The organism is Mesorhizobium sp. WSM3626 (genome assembly GCF_000513935.1).
Classification (GTDB): Bacteria; Pseudomonadota; Alphaproteobacteria; order Rhizobiales; family Rhizobiaceae; genus Mesorhizobium; species Mesorhizobium salmacidum.
The window spans coordinates 76,194-101,876 of record NZ_KI911327.1; the positions used below are offsets into that span (position 1 = coordinate 76,194).

Here is a 25,683-nt window from a genome sequence, read left to right on the forward strand (position 1 = left end):
GGTCATAGGCGTGCGGCCAGCGCTTGCAGCGCCAGCGTGTAGCCGAGCGGCCCAAAGCCACAGATCATGCCGACAGCGACCGGCGCGACCATGGAGACGTGGCGGAACGGTTCCCGCGCGTGGATGTTGGAAAGGTGAACTTCGGCGACCGGCAGCGGCGCGATCGAGCGGATGGCGTCGTGGATGGCAATCGAGGTATGGCTATAGGCGCCTGGGTTGATGACGATGCCGGCGGCTTTGTCGCCGGCTTCCTGGATCCAGTCGACAAGATCCCCTTCATGGTTCGACTGGCGGAAATCGATCTCGATCCCAAGCGATTTGCCTGCCTGCTTGCAGTCGTCCGCGATGGCCGCGAGCGTCTTGCCGCCATAGATGCCCGGCTCGCGCTTGCCGAGCGCGTTGAGATTGGGACCGTTCAGGACGAAAACCGTTTTCAAAAAAGCCGACCTTTTCCGGCGCCGGCGTCAAGCCGGCGCGCTGGGCCTCTATACCGGGCATAGTCGCCCGCGGAAAGAGCGCAAGTGCGTTCTTTCACTGTCCACAACAGCCCGAAATGCGCCCGTGAAGAAAACCGCTCGCCGGTCAAAGCGCGGCTTTCGCCGCCTTGATCTTTTCGGCGAGCACTTCCTGCCCGAGCGCCCCGAATACGACCTCGTTGCCGACGACGTAGGAAGGGGTTCCGGTGATCTGCAGCTTGTTGGCAAGATCGTAGGTCTTGGAGAAGGCTTCGGGGATCGACGCGTCCTTCATCTTCTCGCGCAGCGTCGCCTCGTCGGCGCCGAGCGATAGCGCGATCTTGATCGCTGTTGCCTCGGTGGCGCGCCCCTGGCCGCCGAGCAGCGCATTGTGGAACTCGCCGTACTTCTCCGGCATCATCAGGTGGAACGCCATCGAAACGACGCTGGCCTTCTGCGAATCCGGGCCGAGGATCGGGAATTCCTTGAGCACGAAACGCAGATCCGGATCGGACTTGGTCAGGGCTCGCATGTCTTCGATGGCGCGTTTGCAGAAGCCGCAATTGTAGTCGTAGAACTCCACGATCGTGGCCTTGCCGTTCGGGTTGCCGACGACGCCGTCGAAGGTGGAGTTGAAGATCTGGTCCTTGGCGTTCTTAATGACGCCGAGCGCCGCGAGCCGCTGTTCCTCCTTCTGCTTGGCCTCGAGTGCGTCTTGCACTTCGAGCAGCACTTCCGGATTCTTCAGGAGATAGTCGCGGATGATTCCCTCGACCTCGGTGCGGTCGATTTTGGTATCGGCCCCGGCCGTCTGGACAGGCTGTGCCGTCTGGACAGGCTGTGCCGTCTGGACAGGCTGCGCCGTTCCGGCCTTCGCAATTTGCGGACTGCCGGCCACGAAACCGAAAGCCAGCATGGCAAGGGCGACCGCAACCCCCGTGGTGCCCAGCAGCAGTGCCTTTTTCATCGTTCTCGTTCCTTCTGCCTGTTTTCCGGTCTGTCGCAGCACGCGGCCGGAGGGTTCATGAGATTACTGGCTCTTGCCTGATGATTTGTAGTTTATGATGTCCTGGGCGCGTATCCAGCGCGGCTCTCCGCGCTTCATCTGCTGTTGCGCCCGCATGGCGAAGATCTTCGCATCCTTGTAGTCGCCGGAATAGAAATGGCCTTCGGCGGTGGCAAGCTCGGCGCCCGGTATGTCTCCCAGCTCGCCGTAAGCCTGTGCCAGATAACGATAGCCGGTGGAATTTTCCTTGTCGCGCCCCAGGCCATTGTTGATCTGCACGACAGCTTTCTTGAGCGAGTCGGGCGTGCCGACCGCCATCAGCGCCTGGCCAAGCGAGACAGGCAGCAGGCCCGACCGTGCCGGATCGAGGCTGACCGCCTTGGCGTAGGCGTCGGCCGCATCCTTGGGCTTGTTCGCTTTCATCAATATATCGCCGCGCAGCTCCTGGAAGTAGGCATTCTTGGGCTGCGCCTTGATCAGGGCGTTGGTCTTGGCGAGCGCCGAGGCGAGATTGCCGTAGAGATAGGTCGACTGGGCATCGCCATAGAGCGCCGCCATGCTGCCCCGCATCTTTTGCATCAGCCGCGCCGCGGCGGCCTGGCCTTCCATGTAGACGGCAATCTTCACCCGCATCATGTCGTGGCGCTGCTGCAGCGTCGGCGGGTCGAGCTTGTCGACATTGGGGCTTTGCTTGACCAGCACTTCGAGGTTGGCGATGCGGTCCTGCGGCATGGGATGGCTGATCCGGTAGGGATCGACCTGCGCGCCCGACAGCGACAGCGCTGTCTGGAAGCGGTGGAAGGTCTTCAGCATGCCCATGCCGGACTGGCCGGTGGCGTTGAGATAGGTGATGGCCGAGCGGTCGGCCGTGATTTCCTCGGTGCGCTGATAGGCGAGGATGCTGCGCTGCGCCATCTCGCCGCCGCCAGCCGCCACGCCCATGCCGGCGCCGGTAAGGCCGCGGGTGTTGGTGGTCGCACCGGCAACCATGGCGCCGGCACCGAGCAAGGTGGCGATGATGGCCATGGTCTTGGCGCGTTCGAGCTGTTCGCGCAGTTTCTGCTGGTGGCCGCCGGCGATATGGCCTGCTTCGTGCGCGATGACGCCGATGATTTCGTTCGGCGTCTCAGCCGTCATCAGCGCGCCGGTGTTGATGAACAGCCGGCGCCCGGTGACGAAGGCGTTGAAGCTGGAATCGTTGACCAGCACGATGTCGATGCCGTCATTCGCGAGCCCGGCCGCCTTGAAGATCGGCCGTGCATAATCGCGCACCAGAGCTTCGATCTCGGCGTCGCGTACGACTGGCACGCCCTGGGCGAAGGCGGTCACCGAACCGGCCACCGCAACTGCGGCGGCAAGCGAAGCCGTGGCGAGGACACGCGCCACCTTTGCAATTGTCGATCTGGGTCGGCTCAACATAATGTGTCCACTGGTAGACGAGCGGGCCAAAGATGAAAAGTCGGCGCCTGAAAACTTCCTCAACTTGTGATCCTCACATCAATCGGGCATTTGTGCGGCGCATGCGTCAGGACCTGGCGCGCTCAATCCTCGGGACAGGGTAAAAATGGTCGTTTCGCTCTCCCATCGCGGCAATGTCGAGCCGTTCCATGCCATGGATGTACTGGCCGAAGCGAACCGGCTGAAGGCCCTAGGCATACCGGTGATTTCCATGGCGGTTGGCCAGCCATCCGATCCAGCGCCTGTACGGGTTCGCGCCGCCGCGGCCAAGGCGCTGGAGGATGGACGCATAGGCTATACCGACACCTTGGGTCTGGCCTCGCTGCGCAAGGCGATCGCCGGGCACTGCGCGGATCATTATGGCCTCGATGTCGACCCCGGCCGGATCGCGGTGACCACCGGATCGTCGGCGGCCTTCAATCTTGCCTTCCTGGCGATGTTCGATCCAGGCGATCGGGTCGCCATCGCCGCTCCCGGCTACCCCGCCTATCGCAACATCATGGCAGCCCTCGGCATCGACGTGGTCGAAATCGAGCTCGGTGACGCGGCTTATCTGCATGCCGGCCATCTGGAGGCCGCGCATCGCGAGAAGCCGCTAAAGGGCGTGCTGTTTGCAAGTCCGGCCAATCCGACCGGCGCGGTCATACCAGCCGACGAGCTGGCGATCCTGGTCAGCACGGCGGAGTCGCTCGGCATCGCCGTCATTTCCGATGAGATCTACCATCGGCTGGCCTATAGCGCCCCCGACACCACGGCTCTCGCCTTTAGCAACAGCGTGACTGTGATCAACTCTTTCTCGAAATACTACTGCATGACCGGCTGGCGCATTGGCTGGATGGTGTTGCCGGACGAACTCGTGCGCCCCGTCGAACGCATCGGCCAGAGCCTCTACATCTCGCCGCCGGAGCTGTCACAGATCGCGGCGATCGAGGCCTTTGCCGCAACCGAGGAATTGGAGGCGGTAAAACGGCGCTATGCCTGGAATCGCAAGCTCTTGATGAAGCGTCTCCCGGAGCTGGGTTTTCCCCTGGCGGCACCCATGGATGGCGCCTTCTATGCCTTTTGCGATGTCACCCGGCACAGCAATGACAGCATGGCCTTTGCCCGCAAGATGCTGGCGGAGGCGCATGTGGCGGCGACGCCCGGCCGCGACTTCGACACTCGGGCGGGGCACCGCACGATGCGGTTTTCCTATGCCGGCAGCCACGACGACATGGTCGAGGCGATGGCGCGCATCGAACGCTGGTTGAGGTAACGCCATGCCGCTCGAACAGGCGCTGGCGGAAGTCGCGGCGGAAATGGCTGAACGCACCGATCGCGGCGATGTCGCGACCTATATTCCCCAATTGGGCAAAGTCGATCCGAAGAAATTCGGCATCGCGGCCGTCACCAATGACGGCCGCACGCTGGTGGCCGGCGATGCCGACCAGGCTTTTTCGATCCAGAGCATCTCGAAGGTGTTCACCCTGACGCTGGCGCTCGGCAATGTCGGCGACGCACTGTGGAAGCGGGTGGGGCGCGAGCCCTCCGGCAACCCGTTCAACTCGATTGTCCAGCTCGAGCATGAGAACGGCATTCCGCGCAACCCGTTCATCAATGCCGGCGCCATCGTCATTTCCGACATCCTGCTTGCAGGCCACCAGCCGCGCGAGGCGATCGGCGAGATCCTGCGCTTCATCCAGTTCCTCTGCGACGACGAGACAATCATCATCGACCGCGAGGTCGCGGCTTCCGAACGCGCCACCGGCTACCGCAACTTTGCGCTCGCCAATTATATGAAATCCTTCGGCAATCTCCATCATGCGCCGGAACTGGCGCTGGGTGTCTATTTCCACCATTGCGCCATCGCCATGAGCTGCCGACAGTTGGCGATGGCCGGCCGCTTCCTCGCCAATGGCGGCAAGAACCCGGCAACCGGACATTCCGTGGTGTCGGCGGAGCGGGCGCGGCGCATCTGCGCCATGATGCTGACCTGCGGCCACTATGACGGCTCCGGCGATTTCGCCTTCCGCGTCGGTATTCCCGGCAAGAGCGGCGTCGGCGGTGGCATATTGGGTATTGTGCCGGGTGTCGCTTCGCTCGCGGTCTGGTCGCCCGGCCTCAACGCCAACGGCAATTCCAAGCTGGGTTCGCTCGCGCTGGAAAAGCTCGCCAGGATGATGAACTGGTCGATCTTCGCGCCATAGGGATCACGACTCTGCCGGATATGAAAATCCCGCGCCGTTCGTTTCGATCGGCGCGGGATTGTTTTTGTTAGAAATCAATTCAAGCACTTGAAAAGCTTAGAAAAAGCCCTTCCGCTGCCACCAGCCGGCACGCTTGGGCTTTTCTTCGGTCTTGGCTTCCGGCTCATCGGCGACGGTCGAGGAAACCACCGGTGCGACAGGCGTATCGGCGGCTGCCGCCTTGCGGCGTGATGGCCGGGCTTTCGGTGTCTCTCCGGCGACCGCCGCCTCGTCAGATGCCGTGGCTGGCGTTTCGGCGGGTGCCTGCATGGCCACTTCCGCAGTCGGCTCCCCGGCGACGGCCTCGGCTGCCGCCTTCTTCGGCTTGGCTGCGCGGCGTGGCTTCTTGGGCTTCTCGGTGCTTGGCACCTCGTCGCTGACTGGAGCCGCCGGTTCTTCGACGGCAGCGGCAGCCACCGGCTCGATCGCCACAGGCTCGCTTAGGGAAGCGTCAACCTCGGCAGGCTCGGTCGCTTCGCCTGCCGCCGCCTCGGTCTCGCCTTCACCGTCTTCGCGACGATTGCGCTTGCCGCCGCGCTTGCCACGCCGGCGCTTCTTGCCCTGGCCATCGTCGGATGCTTCCGCCGTTTCGACGGTCTCGCTTGCGGCGACCGCAGCCTCGTCGTCAGCCTCGGCCTCGTCATGGTCCGCCGCGCCTTCCGACGCGGTGAAGCCGTCATCCGACGTGGAGAGGGACGCGCCGTCCGTCGGGGCGCCATGCTCGCGTTCGCGATCCTTGCCGCCGCGCCGCCTGCGACGCTTGCGGCGCTTGCGGTCGCGGCCTTCGCCTTCCTCGCCGGATCTGGGCTGCTGATGCTGCGACGGCTGGGCGTGCCGTGGTTGCTCGGCCTGTACCGGTGCTTCGTCATCTTCCTCGACAACGACAATCTTGTCCTCGGGCTCTTCCGGCTCGACATAGGCCGGCAGGCTGCGCGCCTCGACGAAGCCTTCCGGCTTTTCGGCCAGCGCGCCGCGGAAGATCGCGTAGTGCTGGGCACCGACCGCATCGTCGGCCTCGATGGTGACGGTCAGGCCGAAGCGGCTTTCCAGTTCCACCAGCGTGCCGCGCTTGTGGTTAAGCACGTAGAGCGCGGTCGCGGCCGGCGTGCGCACCGTGATGTGGCTGCGCGAATCCTTGAGCAGGAACTCCTCGATCGCCCGTACCACCATCAGCGCCACTGACGAATCGGAGCGCACATGGCCGGTGCCGCCGCAGTGCGGGCACGGCTTCATGGTCGATTCCAGCACGCTGGCGCGGATGCGCTGACGCGACATCTCCATCAGGCCGAAATGCGAGATGCGGCCGACCTGGATGCGGGCGCGGTCGTTCTTGAGGTGATCCTTCAGCCGCTTTTCGACGGAGCGGTTGTTGCGGTTCTCCTCCATATCGATGAAGTCGATGACGATCAGGCCGGCAAGATCGCGCAGCCGGAGCTGGCGGGCGACTTCCTCGGCCGCTTCCAGATTGGTGTGGAGCGCGGTGTCCTCGATCGAGTGCTCCTTGGTGGAGCGTCCCGAATTGACGTCGATGGCGACCAGCGCTTCGGTCTGGTTGATGATGATGTACCCGCCGCTCTTCAGCGTCACTTGCGGCTGCAGCATGCGGTCGAGCTGCGCTTCGATACCGTTGCGCACGAAGATCGGCGTCGTGTCGCGGAACGGCTGAACCACCTTGGCGTGGCTCGGCATCAGCATGCGCATGAAGTCCTTGGCTTCGCGATAGCCCTCTTCGCCGGAAACCAGGATCTCGTCGATATCCTTGTTGTAGAGATCGCGCACCGAGCGCTTGATCAGGCTGCCTTCCTCATAGACGAGGGCAGGGGCCGTGGACTGGAGCGTGAGACTGCGCACGTTCTCCCACAGCCGCATCAGATATTCATAGTCGCGCTTGATCTCGGCCTTGGTGCGGCTCTCGCCGGCGGTGCGCAGGATGACGCCCATGCCTTGCGGCACTTCGAGATCGGCAACGACTTCCTTGAGGCGCTTGCGGTCGACCGCGCTGGTGATCTTGCGCGAAATTCCGCCGCCGCGCGCTGTGTTCGGCATCAACACCGAATAGCGGCCGGCAAGCGACAGGTAGGTGGTGAGCGCCGCGCCCTTGTTGCCACGCTCCTCCTTGACGACCTGCACCAGCAGGATCTGCCGGCGCTTGATCACTTCCTGGATCTTGTACTGGCGGCGCACCGGCTTGCGGCGGTTGCGCACTTCCTCGAGCGCGTCCTCGGCGCCGACCGATTCGATCTCATGATCGTCTGGATGGGACGAGGATACTTCCTCGAGCATCCCGCGATCATTGTCGGAGGAAGTGGCTTCGCTGCCCTGTTCCGATTGCGGGACGGGCTCGGAAATCACATCGCCTTCGACGGAGGCGGCGATCGACTTGGGGCCGCCCTCGCTGGCCTCGCTTTCATCCTGTTCGGAAGAACCCCCGTCATGTTCGGGTGCACCGTCATGTTCGGATGCGCCGGCGTCTTCCGAATAATCGGACGCGTATTCGGCGGTCCCGGAAACGTCGGACATGTCCTCGGTTATGGCATCCGGGCCATTGTCGTTGTTTTCGTCTGTTTCGCCGGCGGCTTCGTTTGCCTCGCCGGAATCGGCCGTGCCGGCATCGCGTCTGTTTTCACCACGGTCGCGGGTCTTGCCGCCGCGCCGGCGACCGCGCCGTCCACGATCCCGGCTCTGGCGATCGTCGCCTTCGCCGTCCTCGTTCTCCTCGTCCTCGGCCTCCTGCGCTTCCGCGCGCAGCAGTGCCTGACGGTCGGCGACCGGAATCTGGTAGTAATCGGGGTGTATTTCACTGAAGGCGAGAAAACCGTGACGGTTGCCGCCATATTCGACAAAGGCTGCCTGAAGGGAGGGTTCGACGCGCGTTACGCGGGCGAGATAAATGTTTCCTTTGAGCTGCTTCTTGTCCTGGGATTCAAAGTCGAATTCTTCGATACGGTTACCGCGTACGACGACTACGCGTGTTTCCTCCGGGTGGGAGGCGTCTATCAGCATTTTGTTGGGCATTATTTCGTTTCCCCCCGGCAGCCGTCAGCCGCAGCTGGCGGGGCAAAGCCCGCTGCTGTGTGTCTGGATGAGAGTGGGTGCCGGATAATTGAACGTCCGCCGGACGCTGCCTGCGTGTCATGGCGGTGCCGCCCGCAGCCATATTGGCGCGGTTTGATGCGGACCTTTCCATGATTGCGCTTGAAGCCATCGTCACCAGCAGAACCTTTTGAACCAAAGCCCGGAAACCGGACCAGCTTGTTTGCTCATACAGAGCCGGCGCGGGAACAAACCCGGCCGTTTTCCTCACGCAGGCGATTCCCCCGCCACGGGAGCACACCTGCGAAATTCGTCGCAATCACCTGAAGCCTTTTCGCGTGAAGCGAAAGGAGCCGCCTTTCATCTGACCCTGTAGCAGGAAGCTGCGGAGGAGGGCGGTTCCAGGATTGCAGTGATCCACCATCGCTTTTATGATTTGGCGGGTTGGAAGGCAACCCCGATTTCCGATGCCGGCAAAAAGCAGTTCCGTAGCGTAAGCCTGGTTCCGATCCTTGCGTGAAAAGGCTTGGTTAACCTTCTCTGGATACCAATCGTTAATCGAGTTCGCGGCCTAACCGGCACTTTGACCAAACGAGCCGGCGCCTGGCGCCAAAACGGGAGCGACTAGAAGAGAGATGGGACTGGCGGACTTCACAGACAAGGGATGTCGTGTTGGCGGCCAGATTCTCCGAGCCTTCTGTCTCGTGCTGCTGGTGGTGTTTTCGTCCGCCTTCTCCACGATTGCCGGTGCCGCCGACGCGCCGCTTGTGGCGAAGGGCTACAAAATGGCCGGCGATGCCACCAAGATGCGCATCGTCATGGATTTCGATCGCGAGCCTGACATCAAATGGTTCCTGCTGCGTGGGCCCAACCGCCTTGTCATCAATCTTGCGAACACCCGATTTGCCATAGATGCCAAGGATTTGAAGCCGCGTGGGCTGGTCAAGGGCGTGCGGCTCGGCGAACTCGGCGAGGGCGTTTCGCGACTGATACTGACAGGCAAGGGGCCGTTCGCCGTCGACAAGCTCGATGTGCTCAAGAACGAGGACGGAACCGGCTACCGCATCGCCATCGACATGTCGGCGGCCTCCGAACGTGAGTTTGACGCCGCCCTTGCCAATCAGGCGCTGACCACCGGTTCCACGGTTTCGACCGATAAAGGCGGCCGGGTCGGCACGGGACCTGTCTCCAATCCCGGCCACAGGTTCACCGTCGTCATCGACCCCGGCCATGGCGGCGTGGACGGCGGCGCCGAAGGCCTGAACGGCACCATCGAGAAGAACGTCACGCTGGCCTTTGCCACCGAGCTGCGCGACAAGCTCGCGGCCGTCGGCAAATACGATGTCTTCATGACCCGTGATACCGATGAATATCTGCGCCTGGACGACCGCGTCCGCATTGCCCGCCAGCATGAGGCCGATCTGCTTATTTCGATCCATGCCGACACGATCAGTGTCAAGGGCATCCGCGGCGCCACTGTCTATACGGTCTCCGACAAGGCTTCCGACCCGCAAGCACAGGCGCTTGCCGACCGTGAAAACCTGTCGGACCAGTTCGCCGGCATGGTCATCAAGGACGACAACAAGGAAGTGACCGACATCCTGATCGACCTGATCCGCCGCGAGACGCACAATTTCTCGATGAGTTTTGCCCACACCTTGGTCGGTCAGCTCTCGACCAGCGTCGGCCTTATCAACAATCCGCAGCGTTCGGCCGGATTCAAGGTGCTGAAGGCCCCGGACGTGCCGTCCGTGCTGGTCGAGCTCGGCTATCTCTCCAACGCCAAGGACGAGGCGCAACTGCTCGACACCGAGTGGCGCGGCAAGGCAGCGCAAAGCATCACCAACGCCGTCGCGTTGTTCGCCTCCGCCCGTGCCGGGGCTGGAACCGGAGGTTGACAATGCCGGCAGCGCCTGCAACCAGAGGCGGCGTTGCGGGATGACAACACCCGCTGCTTTTATTTCCGGCTTGCAGCCGCGAAACGCGGCCCTGCCGTATTTTGTCCACATGGTGGCGACATGGGTTTTCGATTACGGGTTGGGACCGGCTCGAAAGCTTGCGTGGAAGGCGGCTTCGTTTAGGAAATTCCCGAACCAAGGACTGGAGCGGGTATGATTCGTCTCATTGGCTATTTCTTCGGCATCGGCACGACGCTGGCCCTCCTGGCCGCGGCGGGCGTTGCCCTTTACATCGGCCATGTGGCAAAGGATCTGCCTGACTACGAAGTGCTGGCCAAGTACGAGCCTCCGGTGACCACCCGTATCCACGCCTCGGATGGCGCGCTGATGGCGGAGTATGCACGGGAACGGCGCCTTTACTTGCCGATCCAGGCCATCCCGGATCGCGTCAAGGCGGCCTTCCTGTCCGCGGAGGACAAGAACTTCTACAGCCACCCTGGTGTCGACATAACGGGGTTGGCCAGAGCGGTGATGACTTACGTTTCGGGTGGCCCCATGCAGGGTGGCTCGACGATCACCCAACAGGTTGCCAAGAACTTCCTGCTGACCAACGAACGCTCCCTGGAACGCAAGGTCAAGGAAGCCATCCTTTCGTTCCGCATCGAGCAGGCCTATTCCAAGGATCGCATCCTCGAGCTCTATCTCAATGAGATTTTCTTCGGCTTCAACGCCTATGGCGTTGCCGGTGCCGCACTGACCTACTTCGATAAATCGGTGAACGAACTGACCGTGGCCGAGGCCGCTTATCTGGCATCGCTCCCGAAAGGTCCGGCCAACTACAATCCCTTCAAGCACGCCGACCGGGCAATTGAACGGCGAAACTGGGTGATCGGCCAGATGGTCGAAAACGGTTACGTGACCCCTGAAGAGGGCGCGAAGGCGAAGGCCGAGCCGCTTGGCGTTGCTCCGCGCCGCACCGGCTCCTACCTTTTCGCCGGCGAGTATTTCACGGAAGAGGTTCGTCGGCAGATCATCGCCCGCTACGGCGAGAACGCCCTCTATGAGGGCGGGCTGTCGATTCGCACCACGCTTGACCCGAAGGTCCAGCTCATTGCCCGCAAGGCGATGCAGAATGGATTGATGAAATACGATACTTTGCGCGGCTATCGCGGGCCGGTGAAGACGATCGACGTCTCCGGCGACTGGGGTGTGCCATTGGGCGCCGTCAAGGGGCTGGAAGACGTTCCCGAGTGGTCGCTGGCCGTCGTGCTGGACAGTTCGGCGTCCGGGCTGTCGATCGGCCTGCAGCCTGCACGTCAGGCGTCGGGCGATATCGTGAAGGAACGCGTCGAAGGCACCGTCAGCAAGGAAGACATGGGCTTTGCCATGCGCCATGTGGTCGACGGCAAGACGGTCAAGGCCAGGTCGCCGGCCGACGTGCTGAAGCCAGGCGACGTCATCTTCGTCCAGAAGAACGACGGTTCCGACAATGCCTACAGCTTGCGTCAGGTTCCCGAGGTGGCAGGCGGCCTGATCGCGATGGATCCGCACACCGGCCGCGTGCTGGCCATGGTCGGCGGTTTCTCTTATTCGCAGTCGGAATTCAACCGCGCCACCCAGGCGATGCGCCAGCCAGGGTCGTCGTTCAAGCCGATCGTCTATTCGGCCGCGCTCGACAATGGCTATACCCCGGCCTCGGTGATCATGGATGGTCCGATCACCATCCAGAGCGGCAACACAACCTGGACGCCGAAGAACTATGACGGCACGGTCGCCGGCCCGGCAACGCTGCGTTCCGGCATCGAGAAGTCGCGCAACCTGATGACGGTGCGGCTTGCCAATGACATGGGCATGAAGCTGGTCGTCGAATATGCCGAGCGCTTCGGCGTCTATGATCATCTGGCGCCATACCTGCCGATGGCGCTGGGTTCGGGCGAGACGACCGTCATGCGCATGGTTTCGGCCTATTCGATCATGGCCAATGGCGGCAAGTCGATCAAACCGACGCTGATCGACCGCATCCAGGACCGCTACGGCAAGACGGTGTTCAAGCAGGATGAGCGTGGCTGCGAAGGCTGCAACGCGCCCGAATGGAAAAACCAGCCGGAGCCGGAACTGGTCGACAATTCCGAGCAGGTGCTCGATCCGATGACCGCCTACCAGATCACCTCGATGATGGAAGGTGTCGTCCAGCGCGGCACCGGCGCCACCATCGGCGAGCTTGGCCGCCACATCGCCGGCAAGACCGGCACCACCAACGACGAGAAGGACGCCTGGTTCATCGGCTATACGCCGAACCTCGTGGTTGGTCTCTACATGGGCTACGACACGCCGCGCGGCCTTGGCCATGGCGCCACCGGTGGCGGCCTTGCCGCCCCGATCTTCAAGGATTTCATGCGCGTGGCGCTGGACGGCACGCCCAATGTCGACTTCAAGGTGCCTGACGGCATGAATCTGATCGCCATCAACCGCAAGACCGGCATGCGCGCCTCCTCGGGCGATCCCGGCACCATCATCGAGGCCTTTAAGCCGGGCACCGGCCCCGCCGACAGCTACTGGGTGATCGGCATGGGCGCCGATGGCTCCAACGCTTCCGGCGGCGCACTGTCGCCGCAGGCCAACCAGGCCATCCAGGACGGCGGCGGCGGCCTTTACTGACGAATTCAAATGTCCGAATGGGCCAGCCTGAAGGCTGGCCCATTTCGCTTTACACATGGCGGCACCGTCCCTATGTATCGCGCCGACCGAAGCGTCATTCAGCAACAGGACAAAATATCAGGCCATGCGCGCGGAAACGCAGAATATTGTCGATGAGATCAGGCAGGCGATTACCCTGCTGAGGAGGCATCTTTGACTGGGATCAGGCCATAAAGCGGCTTGAATACCTGAACGTGCGGGCCGAGGACGCAAGCCTCTGGAACGAACCGCTGGAAGCGCAGAAGCTGATGCGCGAACGCCAGGGCCTCGAGGAAGGCATCGCGGCGGTCAAGGGCCTGACCCAGGCGCTGGAAGACAATATCGGCCTGATCGAGCTTGGCGAGGAAGAGGGCGACGAAGGCGTTATCGCCGAGGCCGAGGCCGCGATCCGCTCGATGCAGGGCGAGGCAAAGGCCCGCCAGGTCGAGACGTTGCTCTCGGGCGAGGCCGACGCCAACGACACCTATCTCGAAATCCATGCCGGCGCCGGCGGTACCGAAAGCCAGGACTGGGCCTCGATGCTGTTGCGCATGTACACGCGCTGGGCCGAGCGCCGCCGCTTCAAGGTCGAGGTGCTGGAAGTGCATGACGGCGAAGAGGCCGGCATCAAGTCCGCCACCTTGCTGATCAAGGGTCACAATGCCTATGGCTGGATGAAGACCGAATCCGGCGTCCACCGCCTGGTGCGCATCTCACCCTATGACAGCAATGCGCGCCGTCATACGTCCTTCTCCAGCGTCTGGGTCTATCCCGTCGTCGACGACAGGATAGAGATCGACGTCTCCGAATCCGACGTGCGCATCGATACCTATCGTTCGTCCGGCTCGGGCGGCCAGCACGTCAACACCACCGATTCGGCCGTGCGCATCACCCATATCGCCACCGGCATCGCGGTCGCCTGCCAGGCCGAACGCTCGCAGCACAAGAACAAGGCCAAGGCTTGGGAAATGCTGCGCTCGCGGCTCTACGAGGAAGAGCTTAAGAAGCGCGAAGCGGTCGCCAACGCGACCGAGGCGTCGAAGAGCGATATCGGCTGGGGCCACCAGATCCGTTCCTACGTGCTGCAGCCCTATCAGTTGGTGAAGGATCTGCGCACCGGCGTCGAAAGCACCAACCCGTCTAGCGTGCTCGATGGCGACCTCGACGACTTCATGGAAGCCTCGCTGTCGCAACGCATCGAGGGCGGCGCGGGCGAAGTGGTAGCCGACCTGGATTAGGTTGCTCATGCGGGCAATGACGGCGAGCTCGTCGCAAAAGCAGACGTATCGCCGTGCGGCGAGCGGTTGATCACACGCTTTAGCCGGTGCCAGCAACAAGCGCGCCGGCCATCGCAAGGTTTCTGATCGGCGTATTGCTCTCGTGCGGGATGGGGTCTTTTCCTGTCCCCACAATGGGCGCGTCGCATGTTTGCCGTTCATCCGACCACCCACATCTTGGTGGACTGCAGGGCGGCTGGTTCTCCATCGCGGACGATCTGCGGCAATGGCATCGGCAATCAAGAGCATGTGATTGCGCGCATCTGACGATCGGCCGGCTGGAACCACTCCGGATCAATCCCGTTGTTTGCATGCCCCGCCTGCCGGGAACAAACCTGGCCTGAATCTCGTCAGCGGTAGCAGTATGTCATGCGCGTGCGCCCATATCCGGGCGCTGCGGCTTCTTGCGTCGACCAAGGAATCAGCCCAGCATCCAAACGCTGGGGGACAAAAAGCATTTATGGCCGGACGCGGCATATCTGCGACTGACGATCCGGCCACTGGGAAGACACGTTCCGGGAACGGGCAGGCGAAATGCTTGACGCTCGAAAGGAACGTCCTATGTCCGCTGCCACGCCCAGATCGGCCCGAGCCGTTCAACCGGTCGGCCGACTCATGTTTTCCCTGTTCGCCGTCGGCGTGATCGCGATGTTCGCGCCAGCTGCCTTTGCTCATGACGCCAAGCCCACGGCGGCAAAGCCGCAGGGTTGGAGCTATCCATTCGCCTGCTGCGCCAACTATGACTGTCGTGCCACGCATACCGGCGAGGTGCTGGAGAAACCCGAGGGGTACGTGATCGCCGGCACCGGCGAGGTGGTTCCCATGACGGACAAGCGCATCAAGGACAGCCCTGACGGCGAGTTTCACTGGTGCGCTCATCAGGCCGGTCTTGACGCCGGCAAGACGATATGCCTGTTCGTGCCGCCGCGCTCTTTTTGATGCTGCGCCGGCGGCCAACGCCATTCGGCAGACGCGTCTGCTGACGGACGGTTGTCAGGATCGCTTCTTTATGGTGCCTTGCCGCTTGGGCGAGAGGTGATGTTCATGGCCATCAAGGGAAGCTGCCACTGCAAGGCGACGATATTCGAGGTGTCGGAGGCGCCGCGGACGGTGACACAATGCACCTGTTCGTTCTGCTCGAAACGCGGCTCGCTCTGGGCCTATTACACCCCGTCCCAGTTCAAGCTCATCACGCCGCTGAAGAACGTTTCCTTCTACCAATGGGGCTCGAAGACCGTAAAGCATGGTTTTTGCGCAACCTGCGGCTGCGGCACCTTCACCGAAACGCCGGACTGGTCGACCGGCGAGCCGGATTTCGACAATCCGAAGATCAGCGTCAACTCGCGGCTGTTCGATGACTTCGACCTCGACAAGGTCGAAGTGGTGGTCATTGACGGCAAGAATCTCTGGTAGCCCGCCAAGGTGCTTCGATGCGCAACGGACCCGGGGGAAAAGCCGCGACGGCCACTTTTCCCGTTCCGTTTTTCGCCGCATTTCATGGTACAAGTCGCGACAAGGGCTGATTTGGCGCCAGCGTAAGGCGTGACTTGGAGAGGGACCATCCTATGAAGAAGACCGTGCTCGTCGTTATGGCGACGGCTCTGCTCGTGACCGCGTGCACCACCACCGATCCGTATACGGGCGACCAGAAGATTTCCAACACGGCCGCGGGGGCGGGTCTTGGCGCCCTGGCAGGCGCCAGCCTTGGTCTGCTTGCCGGCGGAAATGACCGCCGCAATGCGCTGATCGGCGCCGGCATCGGCGCGCTGGCAGGGGGCGCCATCGGCGCCACCATGGACCAGAACGAGGCTGAATTGCGCCGGCAGCTCGAGGGCACCGGCGTCAGTGTCACCCGTAGCGGCGACCAGATCATCCTCAACATGCCGTCCGACATCACCTTCAACACCGACCAGGACGCGGTGAAGCCCGGCTTCTACCAGGTGCTGAATTCGGTGGCGCTGGTGCTGAAGAAGTTCAAGCAGACCACGGTCGACGTTTTCGGCCATACCGATTCGACCGGTGGCGACCAGCACAATTTCGATCTGTCGCAGCGCCGTGCGCTGGCGGTCGCGAATTATCTGTCCGGCCAGGGCGTCGATCAGCGCCGCTTCGCCGTCACCGGATTTGGCAAGACGCGGCCCGTCGCCTCCAATGCCACAGCCGAGGGCCGGGCCCAGAACCGACGCGTCGAGATCCAGCTGTCGCCGCTCACCTGAGCAGAATCGCGTCTCATGCGAAAAACGGCCCCCATCGGGGCCGTTTTTTTATCCAGGCGTATTTTGGCGCCCGGTTCATGACGGCAGCCAAATAAAATTAGCAATATCTAATAAGTGCTTTTCCGCAGCCGTGGAAAGGATTAGCATCGACGCTGTTCCAGAGGGGATGGGGCGGTTTAATCGGCCGCGCAATCAATATCTTTGCCGCCTCGGTCTTGCACGGCCAGATCATGAAATCTGGGAGGAATGCATGACAAGAACAGCCAGTCTTGGGCGCTGCGGCGTCCTCGCTTTGACAAGCGTTGTAGGTGCATGGTTAGGCCTCGCCACGGCTCATGCCGAGGACGCCAACAAGGCCGACATCGACGCGTTGAAGAAATCGCTCGCCAAATATCAGGACTACACCGCCGCCGTCCGCGATCTCTACCTGTCGACGGTCGGCTGCGTCTATTACAGCGGAGAAAAGATACCCGGCTCCATGGATTATCCGAAGGGCGCCATGGGCATCCATTTCGTCAACGTTCCAAGTGTCGGCCAGAAACTAGATCCGATGCATCCCAATGTATTGATCTACGAACCAACGAAAAAAGGCCTGCATTTGGTTGGGGTGGAGTGGCTGGTGCCGCTGACCCCGGACGTCAAGGAGCCACCAAAGCTGTTTGGTCAAACCTTCATGGGCCCGATGGAGGGGCACTACCCGCTGATCCCGAAGGAGTTCGTCCACTACGATCTTCATGCCTGGCTCGATGACAATCCGAACGGCATGTTCAGTCCGACGAATCCGAAGGTGAAATGCGACAAGGCCGAGTTTCCGATGCTGGAAAAACCGACCAAGATGATGCCCGGACCGATGTAACCGAGCAACTGGGTCAGGGCGGTCGCCGTTTCACGGAAACGCCGAACCGCTCTAACTCTTTGTTTTGGCAGCTGCTTCTGCGACGATTCCGCAGATACGGAAGATCGTTTCATCGGCAAGATCGGTCGAGCAGGGTAGTCCCAGTTGCGTCGCCACCAGCATGTCCGTGACCGGCAGAGGCATCCTGGGAAGATGTTCGAAGGCTACGTGCCGGTGCAGACCGCCGCCCCACCACCGGCGCACGCCAATCCCTGCTTTCGACAGCGCTTTGATTTCACCGTCCATCAAACCAGGCGGCAGGCCAATAGTGACGGTGGAGGAGATCCATTTTTCACCGAAGCCTTCAGGCAAACTCAACTCGGAAATCGACCCCAGCGCGCGGCGATAGCCTGTAGCAACGCGTTTATAGGCGGCACGCGTATGCGGCCAAGCTTCGAGCGCGGCCAGGCCGACGGCCGAGCCATATTCGCTGAGCTTCCCGTTCAATGCGGGCGAGGTAGCCTCGCGAGAATTTGCGAAGCCAAAATTGGCCGCCTTCCCAATCTCCTCGATCAGGGAGCCGTCGTTGGACGCGACGAAGCAACCTTCGCCGATACCAAGTGTCTTGGTGGCATGCAGGCTGACGACTGCCGGAACCCGCGATGCTCTCAACGTGTCGAAGGCTGCGGCCGCGTCGATTACCACGGAAAGACCGGTGTCGTTCTTGAACCGATCCCAGTTTCCGGGTCCCATCGGGCAGCCGAATGGCATCACCGGCATGACTGCTCCGACCTTGCCGGGTGCTTGGCGGATGAGTTCCGCGGCGGCCTCGGGCAACAATTGCTGGGTGCTCAGGTCTACATCGACAAGCCAGGGCACGAGCCCTGCAACAACCGCCGCGTGCGCGCTGGCGGCGAAGGTCCAGGACGGCATCATGCAGAGACTGCCCCTCGCCGGCTTCTGTGCCATCAATGCCAGAGCTAAGCCCAGCGTTGCATTTGCTAGGCATACCACATGGTTCGCACTTACGTGAACCTTGAGAACTTCCTGGAATCGCTGATTCAGCGGACCGTTGTTGCTGTACCAGCGGTTTGCGTCGATCTCACGCAGATAGGGCAGAATATCGTCCGCCATCGGCAGGCGCGGGCGCGCGACCGGGATATCAGGCGGCGGGTCGGGATCGGCATCCCACAATTGACTCGTCATGAAGCCCTGCTGTCGGCAGTCCTGGGCAGGTAGAGATCTTCATTGACCGGCAATGGTCGCAAGGTTTCGGGCCGGCTGCTGCCGATCTGGAATCGGATACTGGTTTGCGAGATGGTGTAAAAATGCCAATGATCGGCGCAAAGCAGCACGAAACTGGCGAATGGTATCGCCTCGCGACCGCAGAGACGGCGGTTGCGGCGCCAATGCCTGACATAGGCGCTGCCGAGCGATATAGCGTGTTGTTTGACGATAAGAGTTCCAGCCAAGCGCGCGGCCATCAGAAAAGCCCCGGTCAGTTCCGCAAGCCGCCCCATGCCAGAGCGTTTTCTCCCGATCTGGGCCGCCTGAGATGCCCGGCTGCGACGGAAGCCCGGCGATCCAGCATAGCCATCGACCAAGCGATCGAAATAGGCTTCAGGCTCATACAAACGCCGTACCAATCTGTCGTAACCTGTCTTGAGGACGTCGCGGGTCATGTTCTTGGGATGGAAGCTGACATGAGGGTCGCTGAGATCCAGTCGGCCTTCAGTCCTCAGCCGCTCGTAAAGCGGCGTCGTCGGAATCGGGCACAGGATCGCAACCGACACTGGCGCGATGCCGCTTTGCTGAATAAACTCGAACTGCTCGTTGAAGATCGCTTCATCATCGGCGTCGAAACCGACAATGAAGCCGGCGTGAATGACCAGCCCCTTGTTGCGGATGCGTTGCAATTTCTCGATCATGGAGTCGCCGCGGACGTTCTGAACCTTCCTGGCTTCGGCCAATGATGACGTGCGAGGCGATTCGATTCCGACGAAGACCTGCCGGAAATTGGCCAGCCGCATCAGATCGAGCATTTCCTCGTCATCGCTCAGATTGATGCTGGCCTCGGTGGAGAAGACGAGCGGGTAGTTGTTCGCCTGCTGCCAATCGATCAGAACGCGCAGCAGTTCCTTGGCCTTGGCCTTGTTGCCGATAAAATTATCGTCGACTAGGAAGCAGGTGCTGAACCCGGCTTTCACGATTGCTTCGAACTCGAGGACCATTTGCGCCGGCGTCTTAAGGCGTGGGCGGCGACCGAAAATGGTGATGATGTCGCAGAATTCGCACAGGAAGGGGCAGCCCCGCGAAAACTGCAGCGATGCGACCATGTAGCGTCCAGCTTTCAGCAGATCGTATCGCGGCGTCGGTACTGTCTCCATGTTCGTTTTGGCGTCTTGCTCGTAACGCCGGTGGACTGCCTCGCCCCGGGCGAAAGCCGTCAGGAAGCGCGGCCACGTCTCTTCGGCCTCACCGACGAAGCGCACGTCACAGTGATCGACAAACTCCGATTCCGATACAGAGACGTAGGGGCCGCCGACCACTGTGGTAACCGGAAGATCTCGGAGCCGGTCAAGGATTGCGAACATGCGGTCGCGCTGCACGATCATGCCGGTCACGCCAACGATGTCGAAATCTGTGAGGTGTTCGAAATCGATATCCTCGACATTCTCGTCGACCAGAACGATTTCGCAGTGGTCGGGAGCAAGGGCCGCCAGTGCCGGCAGAGACCCCGTCACGATCCAGCTACGCTTGCCGCCGGGCAGAATGGAAAGGACTTCATCGCGAGTCCATACGGAAGGATGGAAACGTGGATTGATCAGACAAACGCGAAGCTGGCGTGGCGAAGGCGAGGCCGGACTGTGCATCATGTTTGAGCCGATCTGGACCGAGATGAGGAAACCAAAGTATCACGCCGGTAACAGCGTGGTATACAAAGCCATGCCGAACGTATACGCCGATTTCATGAGATATTACAATTGACTGATACTGGTCCATTTGACGCGTTGGTGGGTCACTACGAGTCGTGTCTCGCGCGCCACGGAGACACCCCTCAAGGAGTCGACTGGCCCGATGCCGAGGGCGCAGCGACGCGTTACCGCATTATGGCAGAGGTTGTGCGGGAGAGCGATCAGGTCGATCTGCTCGACTTTGGCTGCGGTGCCGGCCATTTCCTCGACTATCTGCGCCACTACAATCGCAAGGTACGATACCGGGGACTTGATCTGTCGGCGCGGTTCATCGACCTGTGCCGTCGCAAATATCCCGGCGTGGCGTTTGATCGAATCGACGTGATGGCGACCGGCGCGGCTGTGCCCGAGGCCGATTACATCATCATGAACGGTGTTTTCACGGAGCGCTGCGGCGTCGCCTACGAGACGATGTTCGATGCCATGACCGAGGTGCTGGTAAAGGTATTTCCCCATGCACGCAAAGGCATCGCCTTCAACCTCATGTCGAAACACGTCGACTGGGAACGCGATGACCTTTTTCACGTGCCCTACGATCGGATTGGCCGATTTGTCGTCGATCAATTGTCGCGCCACCACCTCATTCGTGCCGATTACGGTCTCTTCGAATACACTGTTTACGTTTATAAGGCCGGCACATAGCCGGACACCCAAGGTGGTGGCGACCGGGCTGGGAACAAGGGCGTAGGGGCGGCATGGCGGACGTGGTCATTTTTGGGGCAGGGCAGCTCGCCGAAGTTGCCAAAGCCTACCTCGACAAATTCGGCGATGATCGTGTTGTCGGCTTCACGGTCGACGAGAGCTTTCTGACGCAGCCCGAGTTCCAGGGCCTTCCCGTGGTCGCATGGGAAAGGCTCGAGGAGCGTTTCCTGCCTGGCAGCGTCAAGCTCCTCGGGCCTCTCAGCTATCAGAATCTAAACGAGTTCCGCCGGGATCGGCATTGGGAAGGCAGAGCGCGCGGATATGGCTTTGCGCGCTTCATTCACCCCTCGACGCACAATATGGCGGAGACGGTTGGCGATAACTGCTTCATTCTGGAAAACTGCACGCTGCAACCTTTTGTCCGCCTCGGCGAGGGCATCATCATCTGGAGTGGCAGCCATGTGGGGCATCACGCCGTCATCGAGGACTTCTGCTTCCTGTCATCGCAAGTGGGACTGGCGAGCGGTGTCCATATCGGCGCATGCAGTCTGATCGGCGGGCAGGTCGGCGTCGACAACGGCATTATGATCGGTGCGGGAAGCTATATTGAGTCGCGTTGCATGATCCGGCGCGACGTGCCGCCAAACAGTGTGGTGCGCCATCCCTCGGACTTGCCGAAGCCCTATTCCAGCGCCCGTATCAAGTCGATGAAGTTTCGCTGATGCCGGACCATCAGGGGAAATGGACCCGGCACGGGTTGCTGGTTTCCGTAAAGGTGGGGCACGGGTGGTGGGCCAGTCATGCCCAGGTCCCTACGGCCCTCGCTTTTTCGTCCCGGCTTTGGCGCATCTTCTTCGCTGGACGCAACAAAGACAACCGGTCGTCCATTCTGGCTGTCGATGTCGACCCGCAAAACGGCATGCGTGTGGTTGGCGAGCATCTCGATCCGATCATGGAGTGGGGCCCGTCGGGAACTTTCGATTGCTCGGGGCTGGGGCCGTCCTGCGCGCTGATGGTCGATGGCCGGGTTCGTCTCTATTATTCCGGCATCTATGCGCGCAATGATGTCAGCTTCCAGATAGCGATCGGGCTCGCAATCAGTGGTGATGGGGTGAGCTTCAAGAGGGCATTTGCAGGGCCGATCCGCGGTATTGGCCCGGTGGATCCCTATTTTGTATCGACCCCCTTTGTCGATGCGGTCGAGGGCGGCTATCTCATGTGGTATGCCAGCGGGACAGGCTGGGTCAACGTCAAGGGCGTCCTGGAACCGGACTATGTCCTTCGCAGCTGTGTTTCGCCTGACGGCATGATCTGGGAAGTGGGTTCGAGCATCGTCCTGCCTGACGATCTTGGTGACGGCGTCAGCCACACGCGTCCCTGGCTAACGCATGAGGTTGGGGGCGTGCGCTTGTGGTATAGCCGCCGTGGGCGGGATTTTCGCGCTGGGGGCAACGAGGCTTACCGGTTGTTTTCCCGTCGCATAGACACGCGGGATGGAACCGTCGGCGAAGCCGAGCCAGTGATCTTCAGCAATCCGCCGACGCTCGACGATTTCGACAGCTGGATGCAGGCCTATTGCTGCGTCATGCGGTGCGCGAACCGGGACGTGATGTTCTACAACGGCAACGGGTTTGGCGAGGCGGGCATCGGCTGGGCAACCCGCGATTTGACATGACGGGACCGGTATGACCTTTGAATTTCGTATCCCGATCCTGCCGGAGCCGGAGTTTTTTTCGAACGTCAAGCTGGCTGCCCTATCGCTGGCCAAGCTCGGCGGCGCTTATGCGACCGCACCCATCGTGGTTTCTGCCGGCGGACATGCCGACGCCACCGAAATGCGCGCCCTAAATCGCTGGTCATTGCCCTATCCGGTGACGTGGCGTCCCGTGCCTCACGCTGTCAGCGACCGGGGCTTTTCCTCGGGTTTTGACCGGTATGCCGAACCGCCGCGAGGCAATGCCGTCATCCTCGCCGATGCCGACGTGTGCCTCATGCGGCCAATCGATGACCTTTTGCAAAGAATGCGCGATGCCAAGCGGCCTCTTATTGCCGGAATGCCGGCGCATTTTTCGCCGTTTTCGAGAGATGGTGCGGAAAATGACGCCGCATGGCGCCGGCTTCTTGAGGCATTCGGCTTCGGCGACACGCCGCTGGACTGGCAGTATTCCATGTCGCCGGACCAAGCCTCGGGCGGCAGCCCTGCCTACTTCAACTATGGTTTCGTGGTCTTCGACAGAACTGCGTTCATCGCCATCCAGCAATTGATCCGGCCTTTGACGCAGCGTGTGTACCACTATTTAAAGGATACGTCCGTCGTCTTCTTTTCCGGCCAGATTGCACTGTCGCTGGCGATCCTGACAGTCGGAGCGGACACCTTGGCTCTCGGGCCGGAATACAATTGCCCGAACTCGGACGAGATGCTGGCTCACGGGCTCCGCGACCCTGCTGATATCAGGGTGCTCCACTACCTGCGCCGCGACCAGTTCGACCGTCACAATTTCCTGTGCAATCGCGGCGAATTCGATGCGTTCTGCGGCAGGTCGTTCGTATCTCCGGTGCTGCAGGCATTCCAGCAACATGTACGAAGTCTCACCTACCCATTTTATGGCGAGCCCGTGACGCGGTGACTGGTAAGCGCACCATTGCTGTCATGCAGCCGTATTTCTTCCCCTATCTGGGCTATTTTCGCCTTTTAGCGGCTTGCGACATCTTCGTCGTTTTCGACGATGTCCAGTTCCCACGCAGAGGGCGCGTACATCGTTGCGAAATGTCGCCGGGTCGCTGGCTGACATTGCCGCTCGCGCCCATGCCATTCGTAACATTGATAAAGAATCTGCGGTGGGCGAGCGACGCTCGATCCACTCTCGACAAGCGCCTTGCCGTATTCGGACTGCCGGGCCAAGCGACTACACCGGCCTCTGAGCGGATCAGCCGCCATCTCACCGGGCCGCTTGGCGACGTCACCGACTATCTCGAAGAAGGTCTTCGGCTAGCAGCCGATGCGCTTGAACTCGAACCTGAGATCTTGCGCAGTTCGAGCATAGACATCGACCCTGCTCTGCGAGGACAGGAGCGCGTCATCAGCATCGTGCAGGCACTTGGCGGCCAGCGCTACATCAACGCTCCCGGCGGCCACGGCCTCTATATGGCCGAGGCCTTCCGGCGGGTGGGCGTCGATTTGCAATTTCTTGAGCCTTATGCAGGGCGGTTCCCCCACACTCTGCCTGCCTTGTTTGGCAATGACCTCACCGACCTTCGCGACGATGTCCGAAGTACTTGCCTCTGGACCCCGTGACCGGATCGTTCGGCAGCTATTTCCCGGCCGCGCCGGTCAGACCTTGGCGACAATGCGCATGAAGGCCGGCATGTCGTCGCCGAAGCCGACTGTGGTATCGTTGTCTTCCTGATGGTGGCGGGCAGGGCGGTTGTTACTGCGCTGCGGCCTGGTGTCACCACGCTCAGGTGCGCGCGGCTCATTGCGGTCGGATGATTTGCGTTCGGTGTTTTCCGAACGGATTGCATCCTTGCGCGCGCGCCGTTCGACGTTATCGGTCGTCTCGGCCACATCGGGCTGCGGTTGAGCAACCGCGGTCGCGGCATCTTCCTCGCTGTGTCTGCCGCGACGCTCGCCGCCCTTCTTGCGCCCGCCCCTGTCGCTGCGGTCCTCGTCCTTGCGGCCGGCGCGGCGCGGCGCGCCTTTGCCGCGGCGCGGAGCATCGTCCTCGCCTTCGCTGGCAACCACCGTCGACAGGTCGCCGTCATGCCATTCGATCTTGGTACCGATCAGCCGTTCGATGGCGTCGATATATTTGGTGTCGGACTTGGTCGCGATGGTGAAGGACTTGCCTGAGCGCCCGGCGCGGCCTGTGCGGCCGATGCGGTGGACATAGTCCTCGGCATGGATCGGCACGTCGTAGTTGAAGACATGGCTGACATCGGGAATGTCGAGGCCGCGCGCGGCGACATCCGAGGCGACGAGATAGCGCAGCTTGCCGTCGCGGAAATTGGCCAGCATCTGCATGCGCGCGCGCTGGTCCATATCGCCATGCAGCGCACCGGCGTCGAAGTCATATTTCAGCAGCGAGCGGAACAGCTCCGAAACCTCGATCTTGCGATTGCAGAAGATGATCGCGTTCTTCAGCTCCGCGTCCTCGGCCTTGATCAGGTTGCGCAGCGTTTCGCGCTTGTCCCAAGGCTTCGAGCCCGATTTGACCAGCCGCTGGGTGATGTTGGTAGCCGCCGACGCGGCCTTGGAGACCTCGACGCGCACCGGCGCATGCAGGAATTTTTCCGTCAGCTTGGTGATCTCTGGCGGCATGGTCGCCGAGAAGAACAGCGTCTGCCGGGTGAACGGGATCATCTCGCAGATACGCTCGATGTCGGGAATGAAACCCATGTCGAGCATGCGGTCGGCCTCGTCTATGACCAGGATCTCGACACCGTTGAGCAGCAGCTTGCCGCGCTCGCGGTGGTCGAGCAGACGGCCTGGCGTAGCGATCAGCACGTCGGCGCCGCGCTCCAGCTTCTTGTCCTGCTCGTCAAACGACACGCCGCCGATCAGCAGCGCGATGTTGAGCTTGTGGTTCTTGCCGTATTTGACGAAGTTCTCTTCGACCTGCGCGGCAAGCTCACGCGTCGGCTCCAGGATCAGCGTGCGCGGCATGCGGGCGCGGGCGCGGCCCTTTTCGAGCCGGGTCAGCATCGGCAGTACGAAGGAGGCGGTCTTGCCGGTGCCGGTCTGGGCAATGCCCAGCACGTCCTTGCCGAGCAAGGCGTGCGGGATCGCGCCAGCCTGGATCGGCGTCGGCTGGGTGTAGCCGGCATCGGTGACTGCGGAAAGCACCTTCGGCGATAGGCCGAGGTCTGAAAAGGTCAACGCTTCTTGAGCGATCGTCGTGTCTGAGGACAAGTGTTGCTGTCTTTGGCTGGTTCGGGGAAGCGCAACGTCATTCGTCGCGGCAAGCGCCACGCGCCTGCAAGATTGGTA

General features: G+C 61.7%; 21 protein-coding genes. 14 read left to right on the forward strand and 7 right to left on the reverse strand.

The features are described from left to right. Window positions 1–2 precede the first annotated feature (2 nt). From aroQ to M653_RS0131570, 3 genes are all read right to left on the reverse strand, one after another. A complete protein-coding gene (aroQ, locus tag M653_RS0131560; protein ID WP_027146847.1) occupies window positions 3–437 on the reverse strand; it encodes a type II 3-dehydroquinate dehydratase in 435 nt (144 codons plus the stop codon). 145 nt (window positions 438–582) lie between these two features. Then, window positions 583–1,422, reverse strand: a complete 840-nt coding sequence (locus M653_RS0131565) for a DsbA family protein (RefSeq protein WP_027146848.1) — start codon at window positions 1,420–1,422, stop codon at window positions 583–585. A 63-nt stretch (window positions 1,423–1,485) separates the two neighbouring features. Further along, a complete protein-coding gene (locus tag M653_RS0131570) occupies window positions 1,486–2,880 on the reverse strand; it encodes a M48 family metalloprotease (RefSeq protein WP_027146849.1) in 1,395 nt (464 codons plus the stop codon). Between the two features lie 145 nt (window positions 2,881–3,025). Here M653_RS0131570 and M653_RS0131575 point away from each other — a divergent pair, with 145 nt between their 5' ends. Together M653_RS0131575 and M653_RS0131580 are read left to right on the forward strand one after the other, a co-directional pair. After that, entirely contained in the window at window positions 3,026–4,174 is a 1,149-nt protein-coding gene (locus M653_RS0131575; protein ID WP_027146850.1) for an aminotransferase class I/II-fold pyridoxal phosphate-dependent enzyme, read from the forward strand. 4 nt (window positions 4,175–4,178) lie between these two features. Beyond that, a complete protein-coding gene (locus tag M653_RS0131580) occupies window positions 4,179–5,105 on the forward strand; it encodes a glutaminase (RefSeq protein ID WP_027146851.1) in 927 nt (308 codons plus the stop codon). A gap of 96 nt (window positions 5,106–5,201) precedes the next feature. Here M653_RS0131580 and M653_RS0131585 read toward each other — a convergent pair whose 3' ends face one another. Further along, window positions 5,202–8,159: a ribonuclease E/G gene (locus M653_RS0131585; RefSeq protein WP_027146852.1), complete on the reverse strand. Its 2,958-nt coding sequence runs from the start codon at window positions 8,157–8,159 to the stop codon at window positions 5,202–5,204. A gap of 653 nt (window positions 8,160–8,812) precedes the next feature. On the opposite strand from M653_RS0131585, the gene M653_RS0131595 reads away from it, so the two are divergent. The 7 genes from M653_RS0131595 (at window position 8,813) to M653_RS0131635 (ending at window position 17,100) form a co-directional block, all read left to right on the forward strand. Beyond that, window positions 8,813–10,075 carry an N-acetylmuramoyl-L-alanine amidase gene (locus M653_RS0131595; protein ID WP_027146853.1) on the forward strand — a complete coding sequence of 421 codons (1,263 nt, stop codon included), beginning with the start codon at window positions 8,813–8,815 and terminating at the stop codon, window positions 10,073–10,075. A 213-nt stretch (window positions 10,076–10,288) separates the two neighbouring features. Further along, complete coding sequence (locus M653_RS0131600; protein WP_027146854.1) at window positions 10,289–12,733, forward strand: penicillin-binding protein 1A; 2,445 nt, start codon at window positions 10,289–10,291, stop codon at window positions 12,731–12,733. 124 nt (window positions 12,734–12,857) lie between these two features. Next, a protein-coding gene (gene prfB / locus M653_RS0131610) for a peptide chain release factor 2 (protein ID WP_140508819.1) occupies window positions 12,858–13,989 on the forward strand; the annotation gives its coding sequence in 2 pieces (ribosomal slippage) (window positions 12,858–12,923 and window positions 12,925–13,989; 1,131 coding nt in all). 600 nt (window positions 13,990–14,589) lie between these two features. Further along, window positions 14,590–14,967 carry a hypothetical protein gene (locus M653_RS0131620; protein WP_027146856.1) on the forward strand — a complete coding sequence of 126 codons (378 nt, stop codon included), beginning with the start codon at window positions 14,590–14,592 and terminating at the stop codon, window positions 14,965–14,967. A 105-nt stretch (window positions 14,968–15,072) separates the two neighbouring features. Further along, window positions 15,073–15,441, forward strand: coding sequence for a GFA family protein (locus M653_RS0131625; protein WP_027146857.1), 369 nt, complete (start codon window positions 15,073–15,075; stop codon window positions 15,439–15,441). 152 nt (window positions 15,442–15,593) lie between these two features. Continuing rightward, on the forward strand, window positions 15,594–16,244 hold the full coding sequence (locus tag M653_RS0131630) for an OmpA family protein (RefSeq protein ID WP_015318025.1): 651 nt from the start codon (window positions 15,594–15,596) through the stop codon (window positions 16,242–16,244). A 250-nt stretch (window positions 16,245–16,494) separates the two neighbouring features. Continuing rightward, window positions 16,495–17,100, forward strand: coding sequence for a hypothetical protein (locus M653_RS0131635; protein ID WP_027146858.1), 606 nt, complete (start codon window positions 16,495–16,497; stop codon window positions 17,098–17,100). Window positions 17,101–17,151: 51 nt separating this feature from the next. Here the strand turns inward: M653_RS0131635 and M653_RS0131640 are convergent, their stop codons facing one another. Together M653_RS0131640 and M653_RS01000000134215 are read right to left on the reverse strand one after the other, a co-directional pair. After that, window positions 17,152–18,285 (reverse strand): DegT/DnrJ/EryC1/StrS family aminotransferase, encoded by a 1,134-nt coding sequence (locus tag M653_RS0131640; RefSeq protein WP_051442895.1) that lies wholly within the window; start codon window positions 18,283–18,285, stop codon window positions 17,152–17,154. After that, window positions 18,282–19,955, reverse strand: coding sequence for a radical SAM protein (locus M653_RS01000000134215; RefSeq protein ID WP_245262416.1), 1,674 nt, complete (start codon window positions 19,953–19,955; stop codon window positions 18,282–18,284). Before M653_RS01000000134215 ends, M653_RS0131640 begins: the two co-directional genes overlap by 4 nt. A gap of 108 nt (window positions 19,956–20,063) precedes the next feature. Here M653_RS01000000134215 and M653_RS0131650 point away from each other — a divergent pair, with 108 nt between their 5' ends. The 5 genes from M653_RS0131650 to M653_RS0131670 are packed head-to-tail and all read left to right on the forward strand — an operon-like array spanning window position 20,064 to window position 23,991. Next, the gene (locus M653_RS0131650) at window positions 20,064–20,696 is read left to right on the forward strand and encodes a class I SAM-dependent methyltransferase (protein ID WP_027146861.1); all 633 of its coding nucleotides are present in this window, start codon (window positions 20,064–20,066) and stop codon (window positions 20,694–20,696) included. 53 nt (window positions 20,697–20,749) lie between these two features. Further along, window positions 20,750–21,418, forward strand: coding sequence for an acetyltransferase (locus tag M653_RS01000000134220; protein ID WP_051442896.1), 669 nt, complete (start codon window positions 20,750–20,752; stop codon window positions 21,416–21,418). Next, complete coding sequence (locus M653_RS0131660; protein ID WP_156938334.1) at window positions 21,418–22,371, forward strand: hypothetical protein; 954 nt, start codon at window positions 21,418–21,420, stop codon at window positions 22,369–22,371. Before M653_RS01000000134220 ends, M653_RS0131660 begins: the two co-directional genes overlap by 1 nt. 10 nt (window positions 22,372–22,381) lie before the next feature. Continuing rightward, on the forward strand, window positions 22,382–23,323 hold the full coding sequence (locus M653_RS0131665; RefSeq protein ID WP_027146863.1) for a hypothetical protein: 942 nt from the start codon (window positions 22,382–22,384) through the stop codon (window positions 23,321–23,323). After that, window positions 23,320–23,991, forward strand: coding sequence for a WbqC family protein (locus tag M653_RS0131670; RefSeq protein ID WP_027146864.1), 672 nt, complete (start codon window positions 23,320–23,322; stop codon window positions 23,989–23,991). Before M653_RS0131665 ends, M653_RS0131670 begins: the two co-directional genes overlap by 4 nt. Window positions 23,992–24,027: 36 nt before the next feature. Here M653_RS0131670 and M653_RS0131675 read toward each other — a convergent pair whose 3' ends face one another. Further along, a complete protein-coding gene (locus tag M653_RS0131675; RefSeq protein WP_027146865.1) occupies window positions 24,028–25,605 on the reverse strand; it encodes a DEAD/DEAH box helicase in 1,578 nt (525 codons plus the stop codon). Window positions 25,606–25,683 lie beyond the last annotated feature (78 nt).

Bases quoted from the DNA above. Each gene is read 5' to 3' on its own strand.
- M653_RS0131565 (WP_027146848.1), bottom strand. From the start codon at position 1,422: ATGAAAAAGGCACTGCTGCTGGGCACCACGGGGGTTGCGGTCGCCCTT.
- M653_RS0131570 (WP_027146849.1), bottom strand. From the start codon at position 2,880: ATGTTGAGCCGACCCAGATCGACAATTGCAAAGGTGGCGCGTGTCCTC.
- M653_RS0131575 (WP_027146850.1), top strand. From the start codon at position 3,026: ATGGTCGTTTCGCTCTCCCATCGCGGCAATGTCGAGCCGTTCCATGCC.
- M653_RS0131580 (WP_027146851.1), top strand. From the start codon at position 4,179: ATGCCGCTCGAACAGGCGCTGGCGGAAGTCGCGGCGGAAATGGCTGAA.
- M653_RS0131585 (WP_027146852.1), bottom strand. From the start codon at position 8,159: ATGCCCAACAAAATGCTGATAGACGCCTCCCACCCGGAGGAAACACGC.
- M653_RS0131595 (WP_027146853.1), top strand. From the start codon at position 8,813: ATGGGACTGGCGGACTTCACAGACAAGGGATGTCGTGTTGGCGGCCAG.
- M653_RS0131600 (WP_027146854.1), top strand. From the start codon at position 10,289: ATGATTCGTCTCATTGGCTATTTCTTCGGCATCGGCACGACGCTGGCC.
- M653_RS0131620 (WP_027146856.1), top strand. From the start codon at position 14,590: ATGTCCGCTGCCACGCCCAGATCGGCCCGAGCCGTTCAACCGGTCGGC.
- M653_RS0131625 (WP_027146857.1), top strand. From the start codon at position 15,073: ATGGCCATCAAGGGAAGCTGCCACTGCAAGGCGACGATATTCGAGGTG.
- M653_RS0131630 (WP_015318025.1), top strand. From the start codon at position 15,594: ATGAAGAAGACCGTGCTCGTCGTTATGGCGACGGCTCTGCTCGTGACC.
- M653_RS0131635 (WP_027146858.1), top strand. From the start codon at position 16,495: ATGACAAGAACAGCCAGTCTTGGGCGCTGCGGCGTCCTCGCTTTGACA.
- M653_RS0131640 (WP_051442895.1), bottom strand. From the start codon at position 18,285: ATGACGAGTCAATTGTGGGATGCCGATCCCGACCCGCCGCCTGATATC.
- M653_RS01000000134215 (WP_245262416.1), bottom strand. From the start codon at position 19,955: ATGATGCACAGTCCGGCCTCGCCTTCGCCACGCCAGCTTCGCGTTTGT.
- M653_RS01000000134220 (WP_051442896.1), top strand. From the start codon at position 20,750: ATGGCGGACGTGGTCATTTTTGGGGCAGGGCAGCTCGCCGAAGTTGCC.
- M653_RS0131660 (WP_156938334.1), top strand. From the start codon at position 21,418: ATGCCGGACCATCAGGGGAAATGGACCCGGCACGGGTTGCTGGTTTCC.
- M653_RS0131665 (WP_027146863.1), top strand. From the start codon at position 22,382: ATGACCTTTGAATTTCGTATCCCGATCCTGCCGGAGCCGGAGTTTTTT.